Annotated in this window: 15 protein-coding genes and 1 other RNA gene; 12 read left to right on the top strand and 4 right to left on the bottom strand. The window is 70.5% G+C overall.

The annotated features are described in order from the left end of the window. Positions 1–48: 48 nt before the first annotated feature. Positions 49–738 (bottom strand): 50S ribosomal protein L11 methyltransferase, encoded by a 690-nt coding sequence (locus tag OG379_RS15555; protein ID WP_405663138.1) that lies wholly within the window; start codon positions 736–738, stop codon positions 49–51. A 343-nt stretch (positions 739–1,081) separates the two neighbouring features. Between OG379_RS15555 and OG379_RS15550 the strand changes: the two genes are divergently transcribed. Next, positions 1,082–3,028 carry a helix-turn-helix domain-containing protein gene (locus tag OG379_RS15550; RefSeq protein WP_405663136.1) on the top strand — a complete coding sequence of 649 codons (1,947 nt, stop codon included), beginning with the start codon at positions 1,082–1,084 and terminating at the stop codon, positions 3,026–3,028. Here OG379_RS15550 and OG379_RS15545 read toward each other — a convergent pair. After that, positions 3,004–4,374, bottom strand: a complete 1,371-nt coding sequence (locus tag OG379_RS15545) for an IS701 family transposase (protein WP_405663133.1) — start codon at positions 4,372–4,374, stop codon at positions 3,004–3,006. The genes OG379_RS15550 and OG379_RS15545 overlap by 25 nt on opposite strands. Before the next feature lie 308 nt (positions 4,375–4,682). Here OG379_RS15545 and OG379_RS15540 point away from each other — a divergent pair, with 308 nt between their 5' ends. Continuing rightward, positions 4,683–6,218: an arginine decarboxylase gene (locus OG379_RS15540; RefSeq protein ID WP_405663131.1), complete on the top strand. Its 1,536-nt coding sequence runs from the start codon at positions 4,683–4,685 to the stop codon at positions 6,216–6,218. Between the two features lie 4 nt (positions 6,219–6,222). Beyond that, complete coding sequence (locus tag OG379_RS15535) at positions 6,223–7,782, top strand: class I adenylate-forming enzyme family protein (protein WP_405663129.1); 1,560 nt, start codon at positions 6,223–6,225, stop codon at positions 7,780–7,782. Between the two features lie 31 nt (positions 7,783–7,813). Here the strand turns inward: OG379_RS15535 and OG379_RS15530 are convergent, their stop codons facing one another. Next, positions 7,814–8,005: a hypothetical protein gene (locus OG379_RS15530; RefSeq protein ID WP_104786324.1), complete on the bottom strand. Its 192-nt coding sequence runs from the start codon at positions 8,003–8,005 to the stop codon at positions 7,814–7,816. Between the two features lie 258 nt (positions 8,006–8,263). Between OG379_RS15530 and ftsE the strand changes: the two genes are divergently transcribed. The 5 genes from ftsE (at position 8,264) to ssrA (ending at position 12,180) form a co-directional block, all read left to right on the top strand. Beyond that, positions 8,264–8,953, top strand: coding sequence for a cell division ATP-binding protein FtsE (ftsE, locus tag OG379_RS15525; protein WP_031100680.1), 690 nt, complete (start codon positions 8,264–8,266; stop codon positions 8,951–8,953). Between the two features lie 23 nt (positions 8,954–8,976). Beyond that, positions 8,977–9,897: a permease-like cell division protein FtsX gene (gene ftsX / locus OG379_RS15520; RefSeq protein WP_356708698.1), complete on the top strand. Its 921-nt coding sequence runs from the start codon at positions 8,977–8,979 to the stop codon at positions 9,895–9,897. Positions 9,898–9,965: 68 nt separating this feature from the next. Beyond that, the gene (locus tag OG379_RS15515) at positions 9,966–11,153 is read left to right on the top strand and encodes a S41 family peptidase (protein ID WP_405663125.1); all 1,188 of its coding nucleotides are present in this window, start codon (positions 9,966–9,968) and stop codon (positions 11,151–11,153) included. Between the two features lie 18 nt (positions 11,154–11,171). After that, entirely contained in the window at positions 11,172–11,660 is a 489-nt protein-coding gene (gene smpB, locus OG379_RS15510) for an SsrA-binding protein SmpB (protein WP_393765722.1), read from the top strand. Between the two features lie 132 nt (positions 11,661–11,792). Then, positions 11,793–12,180, top strand: a transfer-messenger RNA (tmRNA) gene (ssrA, locus tag OG379_RS15505). A gap of 82 nt (positions 12,181–12,262) precedes the next feature. Here the strand turns inward: ssrA and OG379_RS15500 are convergent. Continuing rightward, positions 12,263–13,459, bottom strand: coding sequence for an MFS transporter (locus OG379_RS15500; RefSeq protein ID WP_405663121.1), 1,197 nt, complete (start codon positions 13,457–13,459; stop codon positions 12,263–12,265). Between the two features lie 83 nt (positions 13,460–13,542). Here OG379_RS15500 and OG379_RS15495 point away from each other — a divergent pair, with 83 nt between their 5' ends. The 4 genes from OG379_RS15495 (at position 13,543) to OG379_RS15480 (ending at position 18,800) form a co-directional block, all read left to right on the top strand. Further along, complete coding sequence (locus OG379_RS15495; RefSeq protein ID WP_405663119.1) at positions 13,543–14,514, top strand: LysR family transcriptional regulator; 972 nt, start codon at positions 13,543–13,545, stop codon at positions 14,512–14,514. A 153-nt stretch (positions 14,515–14,667) separates the two neighbouring features. Then, positions 14,668–15,333, top strand: a complete 666-nt coding sequence (locus tag OG379_RS15490) for a hypothetical protein (RefSeq protein WP_405663117.1) — start codon at positions 14,668–14,670, stop codon at positions 15,331–15,333. Beyond that, on the top strand, positions 15,334–17,532 hold the full coding sequence (locus tag OG379_RS15485; RefSeq protein ID WP_393765726.1) for a glycosyltransferase: 2,199 nt from the start codon (positions 15,334–15,336) through the stop codon (positions 17,530–17,532). After that, a complete protein-coding gene (locus OG379_RS15480; RefSeq protein WP_405663114.1) occupies positions 17,529–18,800 on the top strand; it encodes an acyltransferase in 1,272 nt (423 codons plus the stop codon). Before OG379_RS15485 ends, OG379_RS15480 begins: the two co-directional genes overlap by 4 nt. The last annotated feature ends 131 nt before the right edge of the window (positions 18,801–18,931 follow it).

Here is an 18,931-nt window from a genome sequence, read left to right as displayed (position 1 = left end):
CTCCGTCCTCAGGACGCCTGCTCCGTCCTCAGGACGCCTGCTCCGTCCTCAGCCGGACGCGGCGACGACCTGGAGCAGCATGTGCTCCACCACGTCGCTGCCGTACTCGCCCTCGGTGATCCGCTCGTTCGCGACGGTGCGCAGCTCGCGACCGCACTCGGCGGCGATCTCGTACAGCCGTGCGACGTCGCCGCGGTCGCTGAAGTGCAGCAGCACCCTGCCGTCCGCGGCGACGGCGTCCGGGCCGTCGGTCAGGAAGCGGCGGTGGGCGCGGTAGCCCGGATCCACGTACGCCGCCTCGTGGATCGACCCGTAGGAGTACGTGTCGGGGGCGCGCACGTAGTTGGAGCTCCAGAAGACGGTGTCGAACCGCTCGCCGCCCAGCCCGGAGAACAGGTCGCTGTGCACGGCGTCGAGCCGCTCCCGCACGCCATGACGCGCGGCGTTCATCTCCGCGTTCCGTACGGCGGGCCGGCTTATGTCGGCGGCGACCACCCGCGTACAGCCGGCCAGCGCGCTCAGCACGGCGATGACCCCCGTACCGCAGCCGATCTCCAGGAACGAACCGCTCGGGGCTTCGGGCGGTCCGTCCGCCAGTCCCAGGAACCCGAGCGCCGTCTCCGTGGACGGTGAGAAGACCGGTGCGAACACCTCGTCCATCAGGTCCCACTCATGGCCGGCCATGCGGAAGACGACGGGCCGGTCCTCCCGGGTGAGGGAGTCCCGGCTGCGCTGCAACGATCTCTCGTGGCACTGGACTCGTGGCACGGCCTGTGTCACGACGTGTGTTCCGGCTTGTGTCACCCTGGGTCCCCGTTCCGGTCCGTCATCGGTCGGGCGCCCGGTGCGGCGCCCCGGTCATGACCATGCCTTCGGCCGGATCGCCGCAGGAAGGTGCTCCGGTCACAGCCTCGGTGACCGGAGCGGTGACCCGGTCACCCCCGACCCGCTCTGACCAGGGGCTTGACTTCCGCCCTGGGATGGTTGACCGAACCAGCTCGCAGGTTTTAGGTTCACGGAAGGATGTTCGCGGTCCTTCGTCCCGGAGACCCTGGGGCGGCCCTGGGGGAGGGAACGACCATTGCCGAGCGAGGACCCTTCAGTACGTGAGGCTCTGTTCAGGCTGTTCGAGTTACTGGCGACGGAAGCACCCCCGGAGCGCTTCGAGGAAGTGATCCGCACCGCGCTGCCCGACCCCGCGGACACCGAGTCGGCCGCGCTGCTCGACAGGGCGAGGGGCCTCGCCCTGGACATCCACAGTCTCTTCGCCCGCCGGCACCAGCGCGAGGCCGGGCTCGCCGCCCTGGTCGACACCGCGAGGGAACTGACCCTGCCCTACGAGCTCGACGTGCTGCTCAAGGTCATCACCCGCCGCGCCCGGCTGCTGCTCAACCTCGACATGTCGTGGATCAGCTTCCACGATCCGGCCGAGGACTGTTCGTACGTCCGCGCCGCCGACGGGCACGCCTCCGCGATCACCGTGGGCTTCCGTATCCCCGGGACCGGCGGTCTCGGCAACCGGTCCAGGTCGCAGTCCATCCCGTTCTGGTCACCCGACTACCTGGACGACGACGGCTTCCCGCACTCCGGGGCGATCGACGACGTGGTGCGTGCCGAGGGGCTGCGGGCCCTGATGTCGGTGCCGCTGCACGACGGCGACCACGTCTTCGGGGCGCTGTACGTCGCCGACCGGAAGGTGCGGCACTTCGCGCCCGACGAGATCACCCAGATGTCCTCGCTCGGCGACCTGGTCTCCGTGGCTATCAAGAAGGCCCGGCTGCTCGCCCAGGCCAGGGACGAGATATCCGAGCTGGAGCTCGACTCCTCCCGTGCCATGGACTTCTTCTCGGCGGCCCGCCATCTCCGGGAGACCCAGAGCCGCTTGATCGACCTCGTGCTGCGCGGCCGTGACCTGCACGAGCTCACCGCCGCCGCTGCCGGGGCGCTCGACGGCACCCTGCTGGTGCGTGACGTCGCCGGGCGCGATCTGGCGGCCACCGGTGCGGTCACCGCCCTCGACGAGGACGCGCTGCTCAAGACGGTCCTCGACGCGCACACCGAGCGGGCTCCGATCCGCTCGGCCGAGGGCCTCTGGTGCTGCCCCGCGGCCGCCGGTGACGAGATCCTCGCCACCCTCGTCTTCGAACCACGGGAGGCGGCCACCGACATCACCGCCCAGCTGCTGAGGATCGTCGCCCAGGCCATCGCCGTACAGCTGCAGGTGCAGCGCAGCGCGGCAGCCGCCGAAGGGCACATGCGGGACCAGCTCTTCCACGAGCTGCTCAGCTCCTCGCGCTACACACCGGATCAGCTCGCCGAGCGGGCCCGGAGGCTCGCCGTCGACCTGACGGAGCCTCATGTGGCCGTGGTGGCACGCCCGGAGGGCGGGGCGCAGGGCAAGGCCGTCGTGTGGGCCTCCTCGTACGCCTACCGGCTCTCCGGCCTGAAGACCACGGACGGCGGGTGCATCGTCCTGCTGCTGCCGGGCACGGACCCGGGGGCGGCGGCGCGCGCGGTGTCGAGCGAGCTGTCCTCGGTCCTCGGCCATCCGGTGACGGCAGGTGCCGCCGGGCCGATCACCAGCGCCGTGACGATCGTCCAGACGTACCGGGAGGCGCGGCGCTGTCTGGACGCGCTGACCGCGCTGGGGGGTGACGGCGCCACCGCGTCGCCGCAGGAGCTGGGTTTTCTTGGCATGCTCCTGTCCGAGCAACCGGACACCGTCGCCTTCATCGCCTTCACCATCGGGCCCGTGCTGGACTACGACACCCAGCAGTGCACCGAGCTGGTGCGCACCCTCGAGGCCTACTTCGCCGCCGGGAGCAGCCCCACCCGCGCGGCCGAGAGTCTGCATGTGCACCCCAACACCGTCTCGCGGCGGCTGGAGCGCATCACCGATCTCCTGGGCGCGGGCTGGCAGGAGCCCGTGCGAGCCCTGGAGGTCCAGCTCGCCCTACGGCTGCACCGCGCCCGGCACACGCTCCGCAAGGGCGGCGCGCCGCCTCACGCCGAGGCGCCCGCGACATAGGGGCTGGGCATACGCCCCGGCCGGACCGTGCGGACCTGCCCCGGCACGGGGGAGACGGAGGGCACCAGCGTGGGCCCCGTGGAGTGCAACTGGTCCCGTGACCAGGTCTGGTGGGGCATCGTGACCGGGGTGGGCGCGGCGACGGGGAAAGGCGCCCGCAGCGTGTCCTCGGCCCAGCCCGTCCCGCCCAGCAGTGCCGCCGCGTGGGCCACGGAGGCCAGGGTGATATGCCGGTGCCAGCCGCGGAAGGAGCGGCCCTCGAAGTCCCGCAGCCCGACCCGCTCCCCGACCTCGGTGAAGTCCCGCGAGACGCGGCGGGCGAGCCTGCTCATCCGCAGGAGCGCGGGCACGGGGGCCTGCGTCATGTCGGTGAGCAGCAGTTCCCCGGCCGGCCGCAGCGGATCGTTCCACACCCCGAGCAGCAGCAGGCTGCGCTGCCCCCGCCCCGGCACGACGGTCCGGGCGAAGGGAGCCCGCTGCGCGAACGCCACGGGCACGGCGACGACCAGCGCGCCCGATCCGTCCCGGCGCACCGCGTGGCGCAGGCCCTTGACCGCCTCGACGATCTGCTGTGCCGACACCGCGCCGGCGCCGTAGCCGGGGAGTGCGGGATCGGCCACGGCCAGCCGGCTCGACGGACCGATCCTGGCCAGCACGGGGACACCGGAGTCGCCGAACTCCCGCATCAGCATGGGGAGGTCGTGCCCACAGGCGTTCAGCAGCAGCGGCCTGCGCGGCACCGGCCAGCGGTTCATCGTCTCCAGGACCGTCGCGACCGCGCACTCGTCCGGCGACTCCGCGACGGTCTCCGCGGGAATGTCCGCGCGCCGGCGCCTGGAGCTGTCCTGCAGCCAGTACTCCGGCAGATGCAGCCGCCAGTTGACCGGGACGCTCATCTCCTCCGAGGCGAACCACAGGCCGAAGGCCCGCTGTCCGGGCGCCTCGCCGCTCGCCGCCGGACCCGCGGTCACCCCCACCGACTGGTCACCTGCCTTGGGGATGGACATCTGCTGCAGCACCCACGCCTGCGGCGGCACGGTCCGCTGCACATAGCAGGCCAGCGCCTCCCGGACCGGCGCCCAGTCCCAGGTGGAGCTGGAGATGAAGTGCTGGAGGCTCTGCTCGGCGGCCGAACCTCCGACGAGGGAGGCGATGTTGCGCATGGTCTTGCGCCCGCCCACGGTCAGCAGCCCGCGCAGGTACTGCTCCCCTTTCGCGCGCTGGTCCCTCCTCCGCAGCGAGGCGGAGAACACCGCGGCGGCGAGTTCGGAGACCACATCGGACGGCTCGGCGCCGTCCGGGAATCCGGCGAACACATCCTTGGTCTGTTCCAGGTCTCCACTCATACGTCAACGGTGGCCCCTGAAGGTGGTGGCCGACGAGGTGCGCCGGGCACCAGATCGCTCCCGGTGATGGTGGGCGGACCACCACCACCCCGGCTTTCCGCGGCCCCGAACCCGCGAGCTGCGGCCCGGCGGGGTGTGGTGTGACCACCACTCCCGCTGCCGAGGTGACGGAGCAAGTGACGGAACACCTGACGAAGTCACCCGCATCTGACGGGGCCGGGCCGCGGCGCTGTCGCACCCCGGCGGGCTTACGCAGAGTGGGTCCACGGCACCCTCGCGGGTGTTCCCTCACCTCCTGGAGCACTGCCATGCCAGAAGCCGGCAGCGGTACCGCAGTACGTCCGGGGCCCGGGGCCCTGCCCGCCTCGGCGAGCGGTGCACCGCTCGCCGAGGCGGTGCTCTCCGTCGCCCGTCGGGACATCGCCTCGTTCCACGCCCTTCCCCTGTCGCACGGGGGTTCCATCAGGAACTCGAAGATCCGTGATGTCTACGAGGCGCTGTTCGGGCAGGCGCAACTCGCCTCGGAGGTGTCGTACAGCGGCACGATGCTCGACTCGTTCTTCCGGCCGCGCGGACCGCTGCGCGCCGCCCAACAGCTCGCCGCGGCGAGCTTCGGTGCGGACTCCACCATCTTCCTGTCCGCCGGGACCAGCACCGCCAACCGGGTCGCGCTCGGCGCCCTGGTGCCGCCCGGCGGCCGGGTGCTCGCAGACCGCAGCTGCCACCAGTCCGTGCACTTCGCGCTCGGGGACATGAACGCAACGACGGAGTACGCGCCGATGCGCCGCTGCTGCGCCGACTGCCCGCGGACCTTCGCCGACCTGCGGCAGCTGCTCGACATGTTCGCCCTCGCCGTCGCCGAAGGCGTGCCGTACGACACGGTCGTGCTGTCCGCCGTCTCCTACGACGGCGTCCGCTACGACATGCCGGCGCTGCTGGGCGCCCTGGCCGAACTGCACCCCGCCGTGTCCGTCCTGGTCGACGAGGCCTGGGGCGCCGTCCACCGCTACCATCCGCGGCTCCAGCCGCTGACCGCCCTGGAGGCGGTGAGGCAACTGCGCGAGTCGGACCCCGGGCTGCCGATGACCGTCGCGGTCACCCACTCCGCACACAAGTCCATGTCGGCGCTGCGGCAGGGCTCGTACCTGCATCTGATGGGCGACGGCGAGATGCAGGAGCGGATCGCCCAGACGCTGTTCCAGTTCCACACCACCTCGCCGAGCTGGCCCGTGCTGGCCAGCCTCGACCTGGCCAGGCTGCAGGCAGAGGTGGAGGGCGAGGCCCTGCTGGACCGCTCGCTGAACCTGGCCAGAACCCTGCGCACCGAGATCCGGACGGACCCCCGGCTCTCGGCCTACCGCACGCTCGGACCCGAGGGACATCTGGGCGAACCGGGCCTGCTGGTCCACGACGACCCCACCCGCGTCCTGGTGGACATAGGCGCGCTGGGTATCACCGCGGCGGAGTTCCGCCGCATCCTGTTCGACGAGTACGCCCTGTACGTCGCGCGGGAGAGCGGCGACGCCGTCGTCTTCCACGTCCACATCGGCGTCGACGAGGGAATACTCCTGCGGCTGCTGGACGCCCTGCGCACCGTCCAGCGCACCTACCGGGCCGCTTCCGAGGCCCTGGCGGGGGATGTCGCCGAGCACTTCATCATCGCGTACCCGCCGGGCATCCCGATCACCGTGCCCGGCGAGAAGCTCTCGGACCGGACCCGCGGCGAGCTCGACGCGCTGCGCACCAGCGGGGTCGAGATCTACACGTTGCGCCAGGGACGCACAGCGGCGGTCGCCCCCCTCGGCGGAACGGCGGACACGGCGGCCACAGCGGATATGGAGTGAACAGATGCTCAAACTCGCGGACATTCGCAGGAACGCCGCCCGGCGCCCGGACGACACAGCGATCGTCGACGGCCGGGACCGGCTGACCTGGCAGCAGTTCGAGGACCGGACGGCCCGTGTGACGGCCGGACTGCACGCGGTCCTGCCTCCCGGCCGCCCGGCCCGGGCGGCGTTCGTCGCCGAGAACAGCTGGCAGCTGGTGGTCGTCATGGCCGCCTGTGCGAGCCTCGGCATCCCCTGCGTCGGCCTCGACTACACCGCTTCCCCCGAGGCGACGGCGCGCGCCCTGGAGCAACTGCGGCCCACCGTGCTGATCAGCACCACCAGGTGCCGGCCGCTCCTGGAGAGCGCGGGCGTACCCGACCTCGACCGTGACGACGTGCTCACCGTCCATCTGGACGGCTCCACCGAGGGAGCCCCGACGTACGCCTCCCTCGCGGCCACCGGCCCACGCGAAGTGAAGCCCGTGGAACAGCCGTTCGCGACCTACTGCTTCACCTCGGGTACGAGCGGTACGCCCAAGATGGTGATCCGGAACTTCTCCTTCGAGGAACGCCGACTCACCGCGCTGGTCGACCAATTCGCGTTCGGCCCCGACGACGTGCATCTGGTGACGGTCCCGCTCTACCACTCCTCGGGGCCCGGCTGGGCGCGGGTCTTCCTGGCGCTCGGCGGCAGAATCGTCCTGTGCCCGGAGGGGGACGGGGCGGACATGGCCCGGCTGATCCGGACGGAGGGTGTCACCACCAGCCTGATGGTTCCGCCGGTTCTCGCGTCGCTGGTCTCGCACCCCGACTCCCAGGACCTGGCCGCCACGTCCCGGCTGCGGTTCGTGCTCTCCGGCGGGCGGCAGCTCAACCGGTGGCTGATCGGCAGGGCCTGGGAGCGCCTCGGGCCGGTGCTGCACCTGTACTACGGCACCACCGAGACCGGTCTGAACACCCTGATCACCCCGGACGAGCTGCACACCGTCCCCGGCAGGGCCGGGCGGGCCTGGGAGGGCAGCACCCTCGCGGTGGTCGACTCCCAGGGGCATCTGCTCCCGCCGGGCGTGCGGGGCCGTGTCGCCATCGCGAGCTACCAGCTCATGGACGACTACGCCAACGCGCAGCCCGTGTTCCTGGACCTCGACCCGGGCGACGGCGACGGACCACGGCGCTTCCTGCTCACCGGCGACAGCGGGGTGCTCGACGCACAGGGGCACCTCGAACTCACCGGCCGTACGGACGGTGTCTCCAAGGTGGACGAGACTGCGCCGCTGGACGTGAACGTCTTCGGTCTCGAGTACGACCTGATGGACCTGCCCTGCGTGCGGGACACGGTGGTCCTCCGTGTCGACCTGCCCACGCTCGGTGACGCGCTGGTGGTGCCCTTCGTCCCGGTCTCCGCGGAGCGTGAGCCCGGGGGCCGGCGGGCCGTCCGGGCCGCCTGCGCCGGCCGGGTGCCCTGCCTGCCCGCCCATGTGCTGCCGGTCGCGTCGATCCCGTACAGCCCGACGGGCAAGGTGCGGGCCGCCGAGCTGCTGGAGCAGGTGCTCCCGCGGGTGCTCGCGGCAGAGGAGTGAGAAGGATTAGTGACCGGGTGCGACCGCCCGGTCACACGGCCTGGTGTACGAGCAGGGCCAGGGCGGCCGTGAGGATCACCATCAGGGCGATGAGCATCGCCGGGTTCAGCCCTGCGAACGGGCCGTCCTCCTGCATGCGCTCCCGGCTCGCCCGGCAGACGCTGCACCGGCCTTCACTGACGGGAGCCGCGCAGTTCGCGCACACCAGTCGGTCATAGGTCATGCGCTTTCCTCCTCCCGCGCGGCGGAGCCGCCTACGCTTTCTCTCCGCACAACGCTCCGGGGAACCCAACCGTTCCCCCTACCACTGTGCCAGGTCGCGGGGGTTTCGGCGCGGCTCGCGGGTGCGGGTCCGGCACGCCCCGGTTCGTGCGCCGTCGCGTTCCGTTACATAACGCCCATTGCCGGACGCCGACTGCACGCGTGAGTCCGGTTCGCGTATGGTCACGCTCACCTACTCCCGGCCGACCGTGGTGCATCCGTGATCCGATTCGACAACGTCTCCAAGACCTACCCGAAGCAGAGCCGTCCAGCTCTCCGGGACGTCTCACTCGACATCGAGAAGGGTGAGTTCGTCTTCCTGGTGGGCTCCTCCGGCTCCGGCAAGTCCACCTTCATGCGGCTCATCCTCCGCGAGGAGCGCGCCAGTCAGGGCATGGTCCATGTGCTCGGCAAGGACCTCGCGCGGCTGTCCAACTGGAAGGTGCCGCAGATGCGCCGCCAGCTGGGCACGGTCTTCCAGGACTTCCGGCTCCTCCCCAACAAGACCGTCGCCGAGAACGTCGCCTTCGCGCAGGAGGTCATCGGCAAGCCGCGCGGTGAGATCCGCAAGGCCGTGCCGCAGGTTCTCGACCTCGTGGGCCTCGGGGGCAAGGAGGACCGTATGCCCGGTCAGCTCTCCGGTGGTGAGCAGCAACGTGTCGCGATCGCGCGGGCGTTCGTCAACCGCCCGATGCTGCTGATCGCGGACGAGCCGACCGGAAACCTCGACCCGCAGACCTCCGTGGGCATCATGAAGCTGCTGGACCGGATCAACCGGACCGGCACCACCGTGATCATGGCGACCCACGACCAGAACATCGTCGACCAGATGCGCAAGCGCGTCATCGAGCTCGAGCAGGGCCGTCTCGTCCGTGACCAGGCGCGTGGCGTCTACGGCTACCAGCACTGAGCATCGAGTACTGAAAGGACGCCATGCGCGCCCAGTTCGTCCTGTCGGAGATCGGCGTCGGTCTTCGTCGTAACCTCACGATGACCTTCGCGGTCGTGATCTCCGTCGCCCTCTCGCTCGCCCTGTTCGGCGGTGCGCTGTTGATGCGCGAGCAGGTCAGCTCGATGAAGACCTACTGGTACGACAAGGTCAACGTCTCGATCTTCCTCTGCAACAAGAACGACGCCAAGGACGTGCCCAAGTGCGCCAAGGGCGCCGTCACGGCCGAGCAGAAGAAGGAGATCAAGGCCGACCTGGAGAAGATGGAGGCCGTCGAGAAGCCGGTCCTCTTCGAGACGGTCGACCAGGCGTACAAGCACTACCAGGAGCAGTTCGGCGACTCGCCGATGGCCGGCAACATCACGCCGGACCAGATGCAGGAGTCGTTCCGCGTCAAGCTGAAGGACCCGCAGAAGTACAAGGTCGTCGCGACCGCCTTCGCGGGCCGTGACGGGGTGCAGTCGGTCCAGGACCAGCGGAGCATCCTGGACAACCTCTTCGGGCTGATGAACGGCATGAATGTGGCCGCGATCTTCCTGATGGGGCTGATGCTGGTCATTGCGCTGATGCTCATCGTGAACACCGTCCGCGTCTCGGCGTTCAGCCGGAGACGTGAGACGGGCATCATGCGGCTGGTGGGGGCCTCGGGCTTCTACATCCAGATGCCGTTCATCATGGAGGCCGCCTTCGCCGGCCTGATCGGCGGGCTGCTCGCCTGCGTGATCCTGATAGCGGCACGGTACTTCCTGATCGACGGCGGACTCGCGCTCCAGGAGAAGCTGAACCTGATCGACTTCATCGGCTGGGAAGCGGTTCTCACGAAGCTCCCGCTGGTCCTCGCGATCGGGCTGCTGATGCCCGCCGTTGCGGCTCTCTTCGCGTTGCGCAAGTACCTCAAGGTGTGACGAGCGCCCCGTCCCGCATGCGGCCAACGGACCGTGTGCGGCCGGGGCGTTGTCCTACACTCGGCCACATGCCGGGCCTTACGTACCATTTGAAACCCCGCGGTCTCTGCCGCGGGGCGGCCCTGACGTTGGTTTTCGCGAGCGTGCTGGCCACCGCCGCGGCCACCGGGTCCCTGCCCCGTGAGGACGGTGCGGGCACGGACATAGAGGCCCGTGCGGTGTCCTCCGACGTCGGTTCCGTGGACCGCGAGGAGATCGCGGACGCGGTCGCCGAGGCGGAGGCCGACGGCAAGTCCGGTACGGATGCCGCCGAGGAGGTCGTCAGCCGCAGCGGGGACCGCTGGGGCGCGGTCTACGACGAGCGGGAGTACGAGGAGTTCGAGCAGGCCCTCGACGGCTCGTACACCGGGGTGGGGATCTCCGCCCGCCGCTCGGCCCGCGGCGAGGTCACCGTGACCGGGGTCCGGACCGGCGGACCGGCGGAACGGGCAGGGGTCCGCAAGGGCGACCTGCTGCGCACCGTGGACGGCCGTCCGGTCGAGAAGCGCCCCGTCGCCGAGGTGGTCGCGCTGTTGCGCGGGGACCGGACGAAGGCGGCGGAAGGCTCCTCCGTGGTCCTCGGACTGAGCCGGGACGGGCACTCCTGGGACACGAGCCTGCGCAGGGCCAGGCTCAGCACGGATCCGGTGAGCGTCCGGCGCCTCGGCCGGGACCCCTCCGCCGCTGTCCTGATCAAGGTCGCCGCGTTCACCAAGGGCACCGGCACCGCGGTCCGCGACGCCGTGGACGAGGCGCCCGGGGACGCCGGGATCCTCCTGGACCTCCGGGCCAACGCGGGCGGCCTGGTCAGCGAGGCCGTCACCGCCTCCTCGGCCTTCCTGGACGGCGGGCTCGTCGCCACCTACGACGTGCACGGTGAGCAGCACGCCCTGTACGCCGAGTCCGGCGGGGACACCGGCCGGCCCGTGGTCGTCCTGGTGGACGGCGGCACGATGAGCGCCGCCGAGCTGCTGACCGGGGCGCTGCAGGACCGGGGGAGGGCGGTGACCGTGGGATCACGCACTTTCGGCAAGGGCTCAGTGCAGCTGCCCAGCAAGCTCCCGGGCGGTTCGGTGGCCGAGCTGACCGTCGGGCACTACCGCACCCCGGCGGGCCGCACCGTCGAGGGGAGCGGCATCACGCCGGACGTCGGAGCGGGTCCGGAGGCCCAGCAGCGGGGCGAAACGGTATTGAGTGGCCTCGGGGGTGGGTCGTAGTGCGAAAATGACCGCACTATGGCCAAGGAAAAAGACACCGGGCGCAAGATGATTGCGCAGAACAAGAAGGCGCGGCACGACTACCACGTCCTCGACACCTACGAGTGCGGTCTCGTGCTCATGGGCACGGAGGTCAAGTCGCTGCGGATGGGCAGGGCGTCGCTGGTCGACGGCTTCGTCCAGATCGACAACGGGGAGGCGTGGCTGCACAACATCCACGTCCCGGAGTACGTCCAGGGCACCTGGACCAACCACTCGGCCAAGCGCAAGCGCAAGCTGCTCCTGCACAGGGCCGAGATCGACAAGCTGGCGTCCAAGTCGCAGGAGACGGGCCACACGATCGTGCCGCTCGCGCTGTACTTCAAGGACAGCCGCGTCAAGGTCGAGATCGCGCTCGCGAAGGGCAAGAAGGAGTACGACAAGCGCCAGACGCTGCGCGAGAAGCAGGACACGCGGGAGACCAACCGCGCGATCTCGGCGGCCCGCAGGCGTCAGCGCAGCGCGTAGCCGGGCCGGCGCGGCGCGTGGCCGGGGCCCGCGCCCCGGAGCTCGCCGGAATACAGTGGCATCCGCGTGCGTTGGTCACGTACGATGGGCCGTGCACCCCACAGAGGGTGTGCACATTTGAAAAAACAACATGGGGATGATCGGTTTCGACAGCGGATGTCGAAGCAGGGGAAGCGAGTCGAGGAAGCGGCAATGATCTCGTAAACCATATGTCGCAAACAATAATCGCCAATTCCAAGCGCGATTCCTCCGCCTTCGCCCTCGCTGCCTAATTAGCAGCTAAGCGAAGACTCTGCGGAGTGTCAGCCCGGGGTTGATCCCGACCCGGATCCTGGCATCAACTAGGGATCTAAACTTCTAAGCCCGGTCACGGGGCTTGGAAGGAAATCAAACAGTGACTGGGCCTGTCGGAGGCTTGTTCGCGTGACCTCCGGGGCCGAGAAAAGCGTAGCGAACTGCACTCGGAGAAGCCCTGGTTCCGCACCGTTGGACGCGGGTTCGATTCCCGCCATCTCCACAATTCCCATGTGAACGAGGACCCCGTTGCCCCTGGCAGCGGGGTCCTCGTTTTTTCGGGTCCTCGTTCTTTACTCTGGTGCCCTTCAGGCTCTGCGAGTGCCCGCGGACGCCACGGCCAGGGCGAGGGCCGCCGCGCAAACCGGCGCCGCGTAACCGCTCACCGTCCCGGCGTGCTCCACCGTCCAGCCGCCCGCCGCCGACCCCGCCGCTATACCGCCCAGCAGCGCGGTGACGGCGAGCGTCATGCCCTCGTTGAGCTGCGCCTGCGGGGTGAGCCGCTGGATCAGCGTCATGCCGGTGACCATGGTGGGAGCCGTGGCCGCCCCCGCGAGCAGCAGGCAGCCCGCCAGGACGAGCAGCGAGTCGGTCGTGGCCGAGGCGATCAGGGGGAGCGACATCAGCGCGGTCATCCCCGTCAGGCAGAGCAGCAGCCGGCGTCCGACGGCCGCCGCCGGGCGCAGCGACCCGTACAGCAGCCCGGCGACGCAGGAGCCGCCGGCCTGGAGTGCGAGGATCGCGCCTCCGGCGTGGGCGATCGAGACGACCTCCATCGCGCCGAAGACCGCCCCCGTCGCGAGGAAGACGGCGAGCAGGGCGGGAATGCCCGGGGTGCGCAGGGGAGAGGCCGACCGTGTGCGGGGGGCCACCGGCGGTTCGGTCGCACGCTGCGCGGCGAAGACCAGGACGCCGGTCATGAGCAGGATCGCGCCGGTGAGCGTGCCGGCCTCGGGGAAGAGCGCCCCGCACAGGGACGCCGCGAGGACCGGGCCGAGCATGAAGCACAGCTCGTCGGCGGCCTGTTCGAAGGAGTTCGCCGTGTGCAGGGCCGCCGGGTCGCCCCGGTGCAGATGGGCCCAGCGGGCCCGTGACATGCCGCCGGTGTTCGGGGTGGTGGCCGTGGCGGCGTAGGCGGCGAAGAGCGTCCAGACCGGTGCGTCGTAGTGCACACAGAGGACCAGGGACAGCGAGCCGAGCACGGCGACCGCGGTGGCGGGCACCGCGATCCTGGCCTGCCCGTACCGGTCGACGAGGCGCGCCGTCCAGGGAGCGACCACGGCGGTCGCGGCCAGTCCGGTGGCGGTCACGGCCCCGGCCAGGGCGTACGAGCCGTGTGCCCCGGCGATCATGATGACGGCGCTGACGCTGAACATGCCCATGGGGAGCCGGGCGAGGAGATTGCCCGCGGTGAACGCGCGCGCTCCGGGGGTGGCGAGGAGCCGCAGGTAGGGATTGGAGGGGGCGAGGGCGGGCGGGGCCGGGGCAGCGGTTTCATGAGGCACGCGTCCACCCTCGGATCGAGCGGCCCGCGGCGTCCAACACCTGATGGGAACCCATTGACGCACTTCTGTTGTAAATTGGCCCCGTGGCCGCGACCGACACCGACCCCCGTCTCCTCCGCGCCTTCGTCACGGTGGCGGAGGAACTGCACTTCACCCGGGCCGCCGCCCGGCTCTACGTCGCCCAGCAGGCGCTGAGCCGGGACATCCGCCGACTGGAGCGGGAGCTGGGCCGGGAGCTCTTCGTCCGCACCACCCGGCAGGTGTCGCTCACCGCCGATGGGGAACGCCTCGTCCCGTACGCCCGCCGGGTGCTCGACGCGCATGCCGCGCTCTCCGCCGCCTTCGCGGACCCGGCGGACCGGCCGCTGCTCGTCGACCTCAACACCGACGGGATGACGGCGGCCCGGGTGCTGGCCCGCGCGCGGGAGCTCGCGCCGGAGTGCGAGCTGATGGCGCGCTTCGAGAGCGGGCTGACCTGGGCGGCCGGTGAGGTGCTCGCCGGGCGGCTGGACGTCTCCTTCGGGCGGGCCGCCGGGCTCGGTCCCGGGGTGCTCGCCCAGCTCTCCGTACAGCCGGTGCGGTACGAACCGATGGCTGTCCTCCTGCCGCACGGTCATCCTCTGGCCGGGCGGGAAGAGGTCGCCATGAGTGACCTGACCGGTGAAACCGTCTACGCCGGGGCGGGCAATGCGCGCACGCTGGAGTGGACGGATCTCGCGGCCGCGCTCTTCGCGGAGTGGGGCGTCGTCCTGGCCCCACCTGCGCCGCTCGCCGTCGGGGTGGCCGAATTCCAGCGGGTGATGGCGAAGACCGGGAACCCCGTGCTCGCCGTCGCGGGCTTCCCGCCGCTGCCGGGCACGGTGTTGCGCCCGCTCGTGCGGCCGGTGCCGCTGTCGCCGCTGCTGATGGTGTGGCGCAAGGGGCTCAACCATCCCGGCCTCTCCGCATTGCGTGCGGCAGCGGCCGAACTCGCCGCGACAGAAGGATGGATGGTACGGCCACCGACATCGTGGCTACCGGAAGCCGATGTGTCACTTATGAGTCACTGTTCTTGAACAACAGGTGATACGGCCCTCTTCCGGTCGCCGGCGTGCGCTACATTCGGGGTTTCGGGTGCTCGGTGGCAGGTGGCGCGGACGGGGTGGGGGCCCGGTCCGATGGCACGATTCCAGTCATTCCCCGCGCACCTGTTTCATTGAGTGGGGGAAGTGCGATCACCTGTGGAAAATTGGCGCGAAGGTACCCGGACCGGGCACACGCACGAGCCGAACGACGTCACCGTCCAACTGGACGGGCTCGGGCGTCAGCTCTCCGAACTACCGGTCGAACCCGGCCCTCCGGTCCCGTCCGACGGTCCGGTCTTCGTCGACGAGAGCGGTCGCCGGAGCAAGACGTACAGGCGTGTGGGCTGGGTGCTCGCCGCGATCTGCGCGGTGTACGCCGTGACCCTCGTGGTCGCCGTGCTCGGAGGGAACTCCAGCGCTCCCTGGCTGCCGCTCTCCGGGCAGGAGGAGAAGCGCGCGGAAGAGATCGAGGTGCGGCCCGCTCCGAGTGACGCCGCCGTGTCCGAGGGCCCCGGAGCGACGCCCAGCGCCTCCGCCTCGGCCTCGGGCACCGTGGTGGCCCCTCCGGCGGACGGCGCCGCCGCGTCCGGCTCCGCCGGGCCCGGCGCGAGCGCCTCGGCCTCCTCGTCCAGCAGGCCTCCCCGGACCGGCAGCTCTTCGGCTCCCGTCGTCCCGGGAGACTCGGTGACCCAGCAGCCGACCGGTGACCCGTCGCCGCCGGCCACCACCGAGCCGTCCGTCGACGACAGTCCGCCGGCGTCCCCGGACCCCTCGGAATCACCGGTGCAACCACAAGAAGGCGCTCAGTAGATGACAACCCCCGTTTCGCGGGGCAGACACAACCGGAAGAAGAAGCGGACCGTCAGGCGCAGACTTCCCATGCGCTATCTGCTTCCGTCACTCCTTCTTGTGGCTCTGCTCGCCATGCTCATGCTGCGCGGATACGTGCACAGCGAGATCCTCGCCGACCACCGTGTACAGCCACCCGCCCCCACCACCCAGGTACCCGACAAGGTGCTCGAGGGCGGCCCGGTCATCGACGCCCGCGCGGCGGGCGAGGAAGCCGAGACGCTCCGGATACCCGACCACAAGATCGTCCTGACCTTCGACGACGGCCCCGACCCGGTCTGGACCCCGCGCGTCCTGGACGAGCTCAAGAAGCACCACGCGCACGGCGTCTTCTTCGTCACCGGCACCATGGCCTCGCGCTACCCGGACCTCGTCGAGCGGATGGTCGACGAGGGACACGAGGTCGGGCTGCACACCTTCAACCACCCCGACCTCTCCTTCCAGTCCACCAGCCGCATCGACTGGGAGCTCTCCCAGAACCAGCTGGTACTGGCGGGCGCGGCCGGCATCCGCACGTCGCTGTTCCGGCCCCCGTACTCCTCGTTCTCCGACGCCATGGACAACAAGTCCTGGCCTGTCACGCAGTACATCGGCAGCCGCGGCTACCTCACCGTCGTGAACAACACCGACAGTGAGGACTGGAAGCGCCCCGGCGTCCACGCGATCATCGAGCGCGCCACACCGCAGCACGGCAAGGGTGCGATCATCCTGATGCACGACTCCGGAGGCGACCGGTCCCAGACCGTGGCCGCCCTGGGGAAGTTCCTGCCGAAGATGCAGGAGCGGGGTTACGACTTCACCAACCTGACGTCGGCGCTCGGCGCCCCCAGCGCGCACACCCCGGTCACCGGATTCGCGCTGTGGAAGGGCAAGGCGTTCGTAGGAGCGGTCGAGATCTCCGAACACATCACCGGCGTCCTGGTGGTGGGCCTCGCCGTCATCGGCGTGCTGGTGATGGTCCGCTTCGGTCTGATGCTGCTGCTGTCCTTCCTGCATGCCAGGAAGGTGCGCCGCAGGAACTTCAGCTGGGGCGAGGAGTTCACCCGGCCCGTCTCGGTCCTCGTCCCCGCGTACAACGAGCGTGAGTGCATCGAGGCGACCGTCCGGTCGCTGGTGGCGAGCGACTACCCGATCGAGGTCGTCGTCATCGACGACGGCTCGACGGACGGCACGGCCGACCTCGTCGAGGCGATGTGGATCCCGAACGTCCGGGTCGTGCGCCAGCGCAACGCCGGCAAGCCCGCGGCCCTCAACAACGGCATCGCGCACGCCCGTTACGACATCGTCGTGATGATGGACGGCGACACGGTCTTCGAACCCTCCACCGTGCGCGAGCTCGTGCAGCCGTTCGCCGATCCCAGGGTCGGAGCGGTCGCGGGCAACGCCAAGGTCGGCAACCGCGACTCGCTGATCGGCGCCTGGCAGCACATCGAGTACGTGATGGGCTTCAACCTCGACCGCCGGATGTACGACCTCCTGGGCTGCATGCCCACCATCCCCGGTGCGGTCGGCGCCTTCCGAAGGGAGGGGCTGGACCGGATCGGCGGCATGAGCGAGGACACCCTCGCCGAGGACACCGACGTCACCATGGCGCTGCACCGCGACGGCTGGCGCGTCGTCTACGCGGAGAACGCCCGCGCCTGGACCGAGGCTCCCGAGTCCGTGCAGCAGCTCTGGTCGCAGCGCTACCGGTGGTCCTACGGCACGATGCAGGCCATCTGGAAGCACCGCCGTGCGGTCATCGAGAAGGGGCCCTCGGGCCGCTTCGGACGGGTGGGCCTGCCGTTCGTCTCCCTGTTCATGGTCGTCGCCCCGCTGCTGGCGCCCCTCATCGATGTCTTCCTGCTCTACGGACTGGTCTTCGGCCCGACGGGGAAGACGGTCGCGGCCTGGTTCGGCGTCCTGCTGGTGCAGGCCGTCTGCGCCGCGTACGCCTTCCGGCTCGACCGGGAGCGCATGACGCATCTGATCTCCCTGCCGCTCCAGCAGATCCTCTACCGGCAGTTGATGTACGTCGTGCTGCTCCAGTCCTGGATCACCGCTCTCACCGGTGGCCGGCTGCGCTGGCAGAAGCTGCGGCGTACGGGCGTGGTGGAGGCACCGGGCGGCACACAGAACCGTCGTAAGGACACGGACAAGGACCGGAGGCCGGTGGCATGACCTTCCCCGACCAGGGGCACGCACCGGCGGGTGCCGCCTACACCGCGCCGCTGCCCGTCCCACCCGCCCCCGCGGCGTACCCGGAGCACGTCCCCGCCGCCCCGGAGGCCGTGGGGGAGGCTCCCGCGCCACGCGCCAAGCCCGGGCGTGACCGCTACCTCGATCTGCTCAGGGCGGTGGCCCTCGTCCGCGTCGTGGTCTTCCACCTCTTCGGCTGGGCCTGGCTGACCGTTCTCTTCCCGTCCATGGGCGTGATGTTCGCCCTGGCCGGTTCGCTGATGGCCCGCTCGCTGGCCCGGCCGGCGGGCAGCGTCGTCCGCAGCCGGCTGCGCAGGCTGCTCCCTCCGATGTGGGCGTTCTCGCTCGTCGTCGTGCCGGTGATGTTCGCGCTGAGCTGGAAGCCCGTCCGGGAGGAGGGGCTGTGGTGGTTCATCAAGCTCGGCAGCTACCTCTTCCCGCTCGGCTCGCCTCCGTACCCCGAGGAGAGCGGTTCCACCGGCGGGTGGCTGGAGCTGAGCTGGGCGGACCAGGCGGCGGGACCCCTCTGGTACATCCGGGCCTACCTCTGGTTCGTGCTCGCCTCGCCGCTGCTGCTCAAGGCGTTCCGCAGGCTGCCGTGGGCCACGCTGCTCGCCCCGGTCGCCCTCACGGCCGTGATCGGCACCGGCCTCGTGACCGTCCCCGGCACCTTCGGCGAAGGGCTCCTCGACTTCGCCGTGTTCGGATCCTGCTGGGTCCTGGGCTTCGCCCACAACGACGGACTGCTGAAGGAGATCCCGCGCTATCTGGCGGTGTCCTCCGCCGCGATCGTCATGGGCTTCGGCCTGTGGTGGGCGTCCGGGCACCTCACCGAGGAGGGCTGGAACCTGGACGAGATCCCGCTCGCCCAGGCCACCTGGTCCCTCGGCTTCTGCGCGATCCTCCTGGTCTACGCCCCGTCCTGGAAGAAGCTCCCCGGCAGGCTCGCCGGCTGGGACAGCCTGGTCACGCTGGCCAACAACCGGGCCGTGACGATCTACCTGTGGCACAACCTGCTGCTGATGGCGGCCGCGCACGTCGTGGACGAGCTCTGGAACATCCCGTGGTTCGGCGACACGTTCGGTACGTATATAGAACAGTCGTACGAGGTGCTGATCCTGATCGCGATCTGGCCGCTCATAGGGCTCGCCATCCTGGCCTTCGGCTGGGTCGAGGACGTCGCCGCCAAGCGCCGGCCGCGCCTGTGGCCGAACGGGGCGGTCCGGGCGGGCGGGTCGCGCAGGGCCTGATCCGCACGACAGGGGTGCGGCGGGCCCGGCTCACCGCACCCCCGGCGGCCGAGTGAGAGCAAGGTTGCGCACCGGTCACCTCACGGCACCGCACCGAAACGCGGACTCCCTAGCGTCGGCAGGACAACACC

Source organism: Streptomyces sp. NBC_01166 (assembly GCF_045039765.1).
GTDB lineage: Bacteria > Actinomycetota > Actinomycetes > Streptomycetales > Streptomycetaceae > Streptomyces.
Note: the sequence above shows the minus strand (reverse complement) of the source record. Positions and strands in the feature narration are given on the sequence as shown.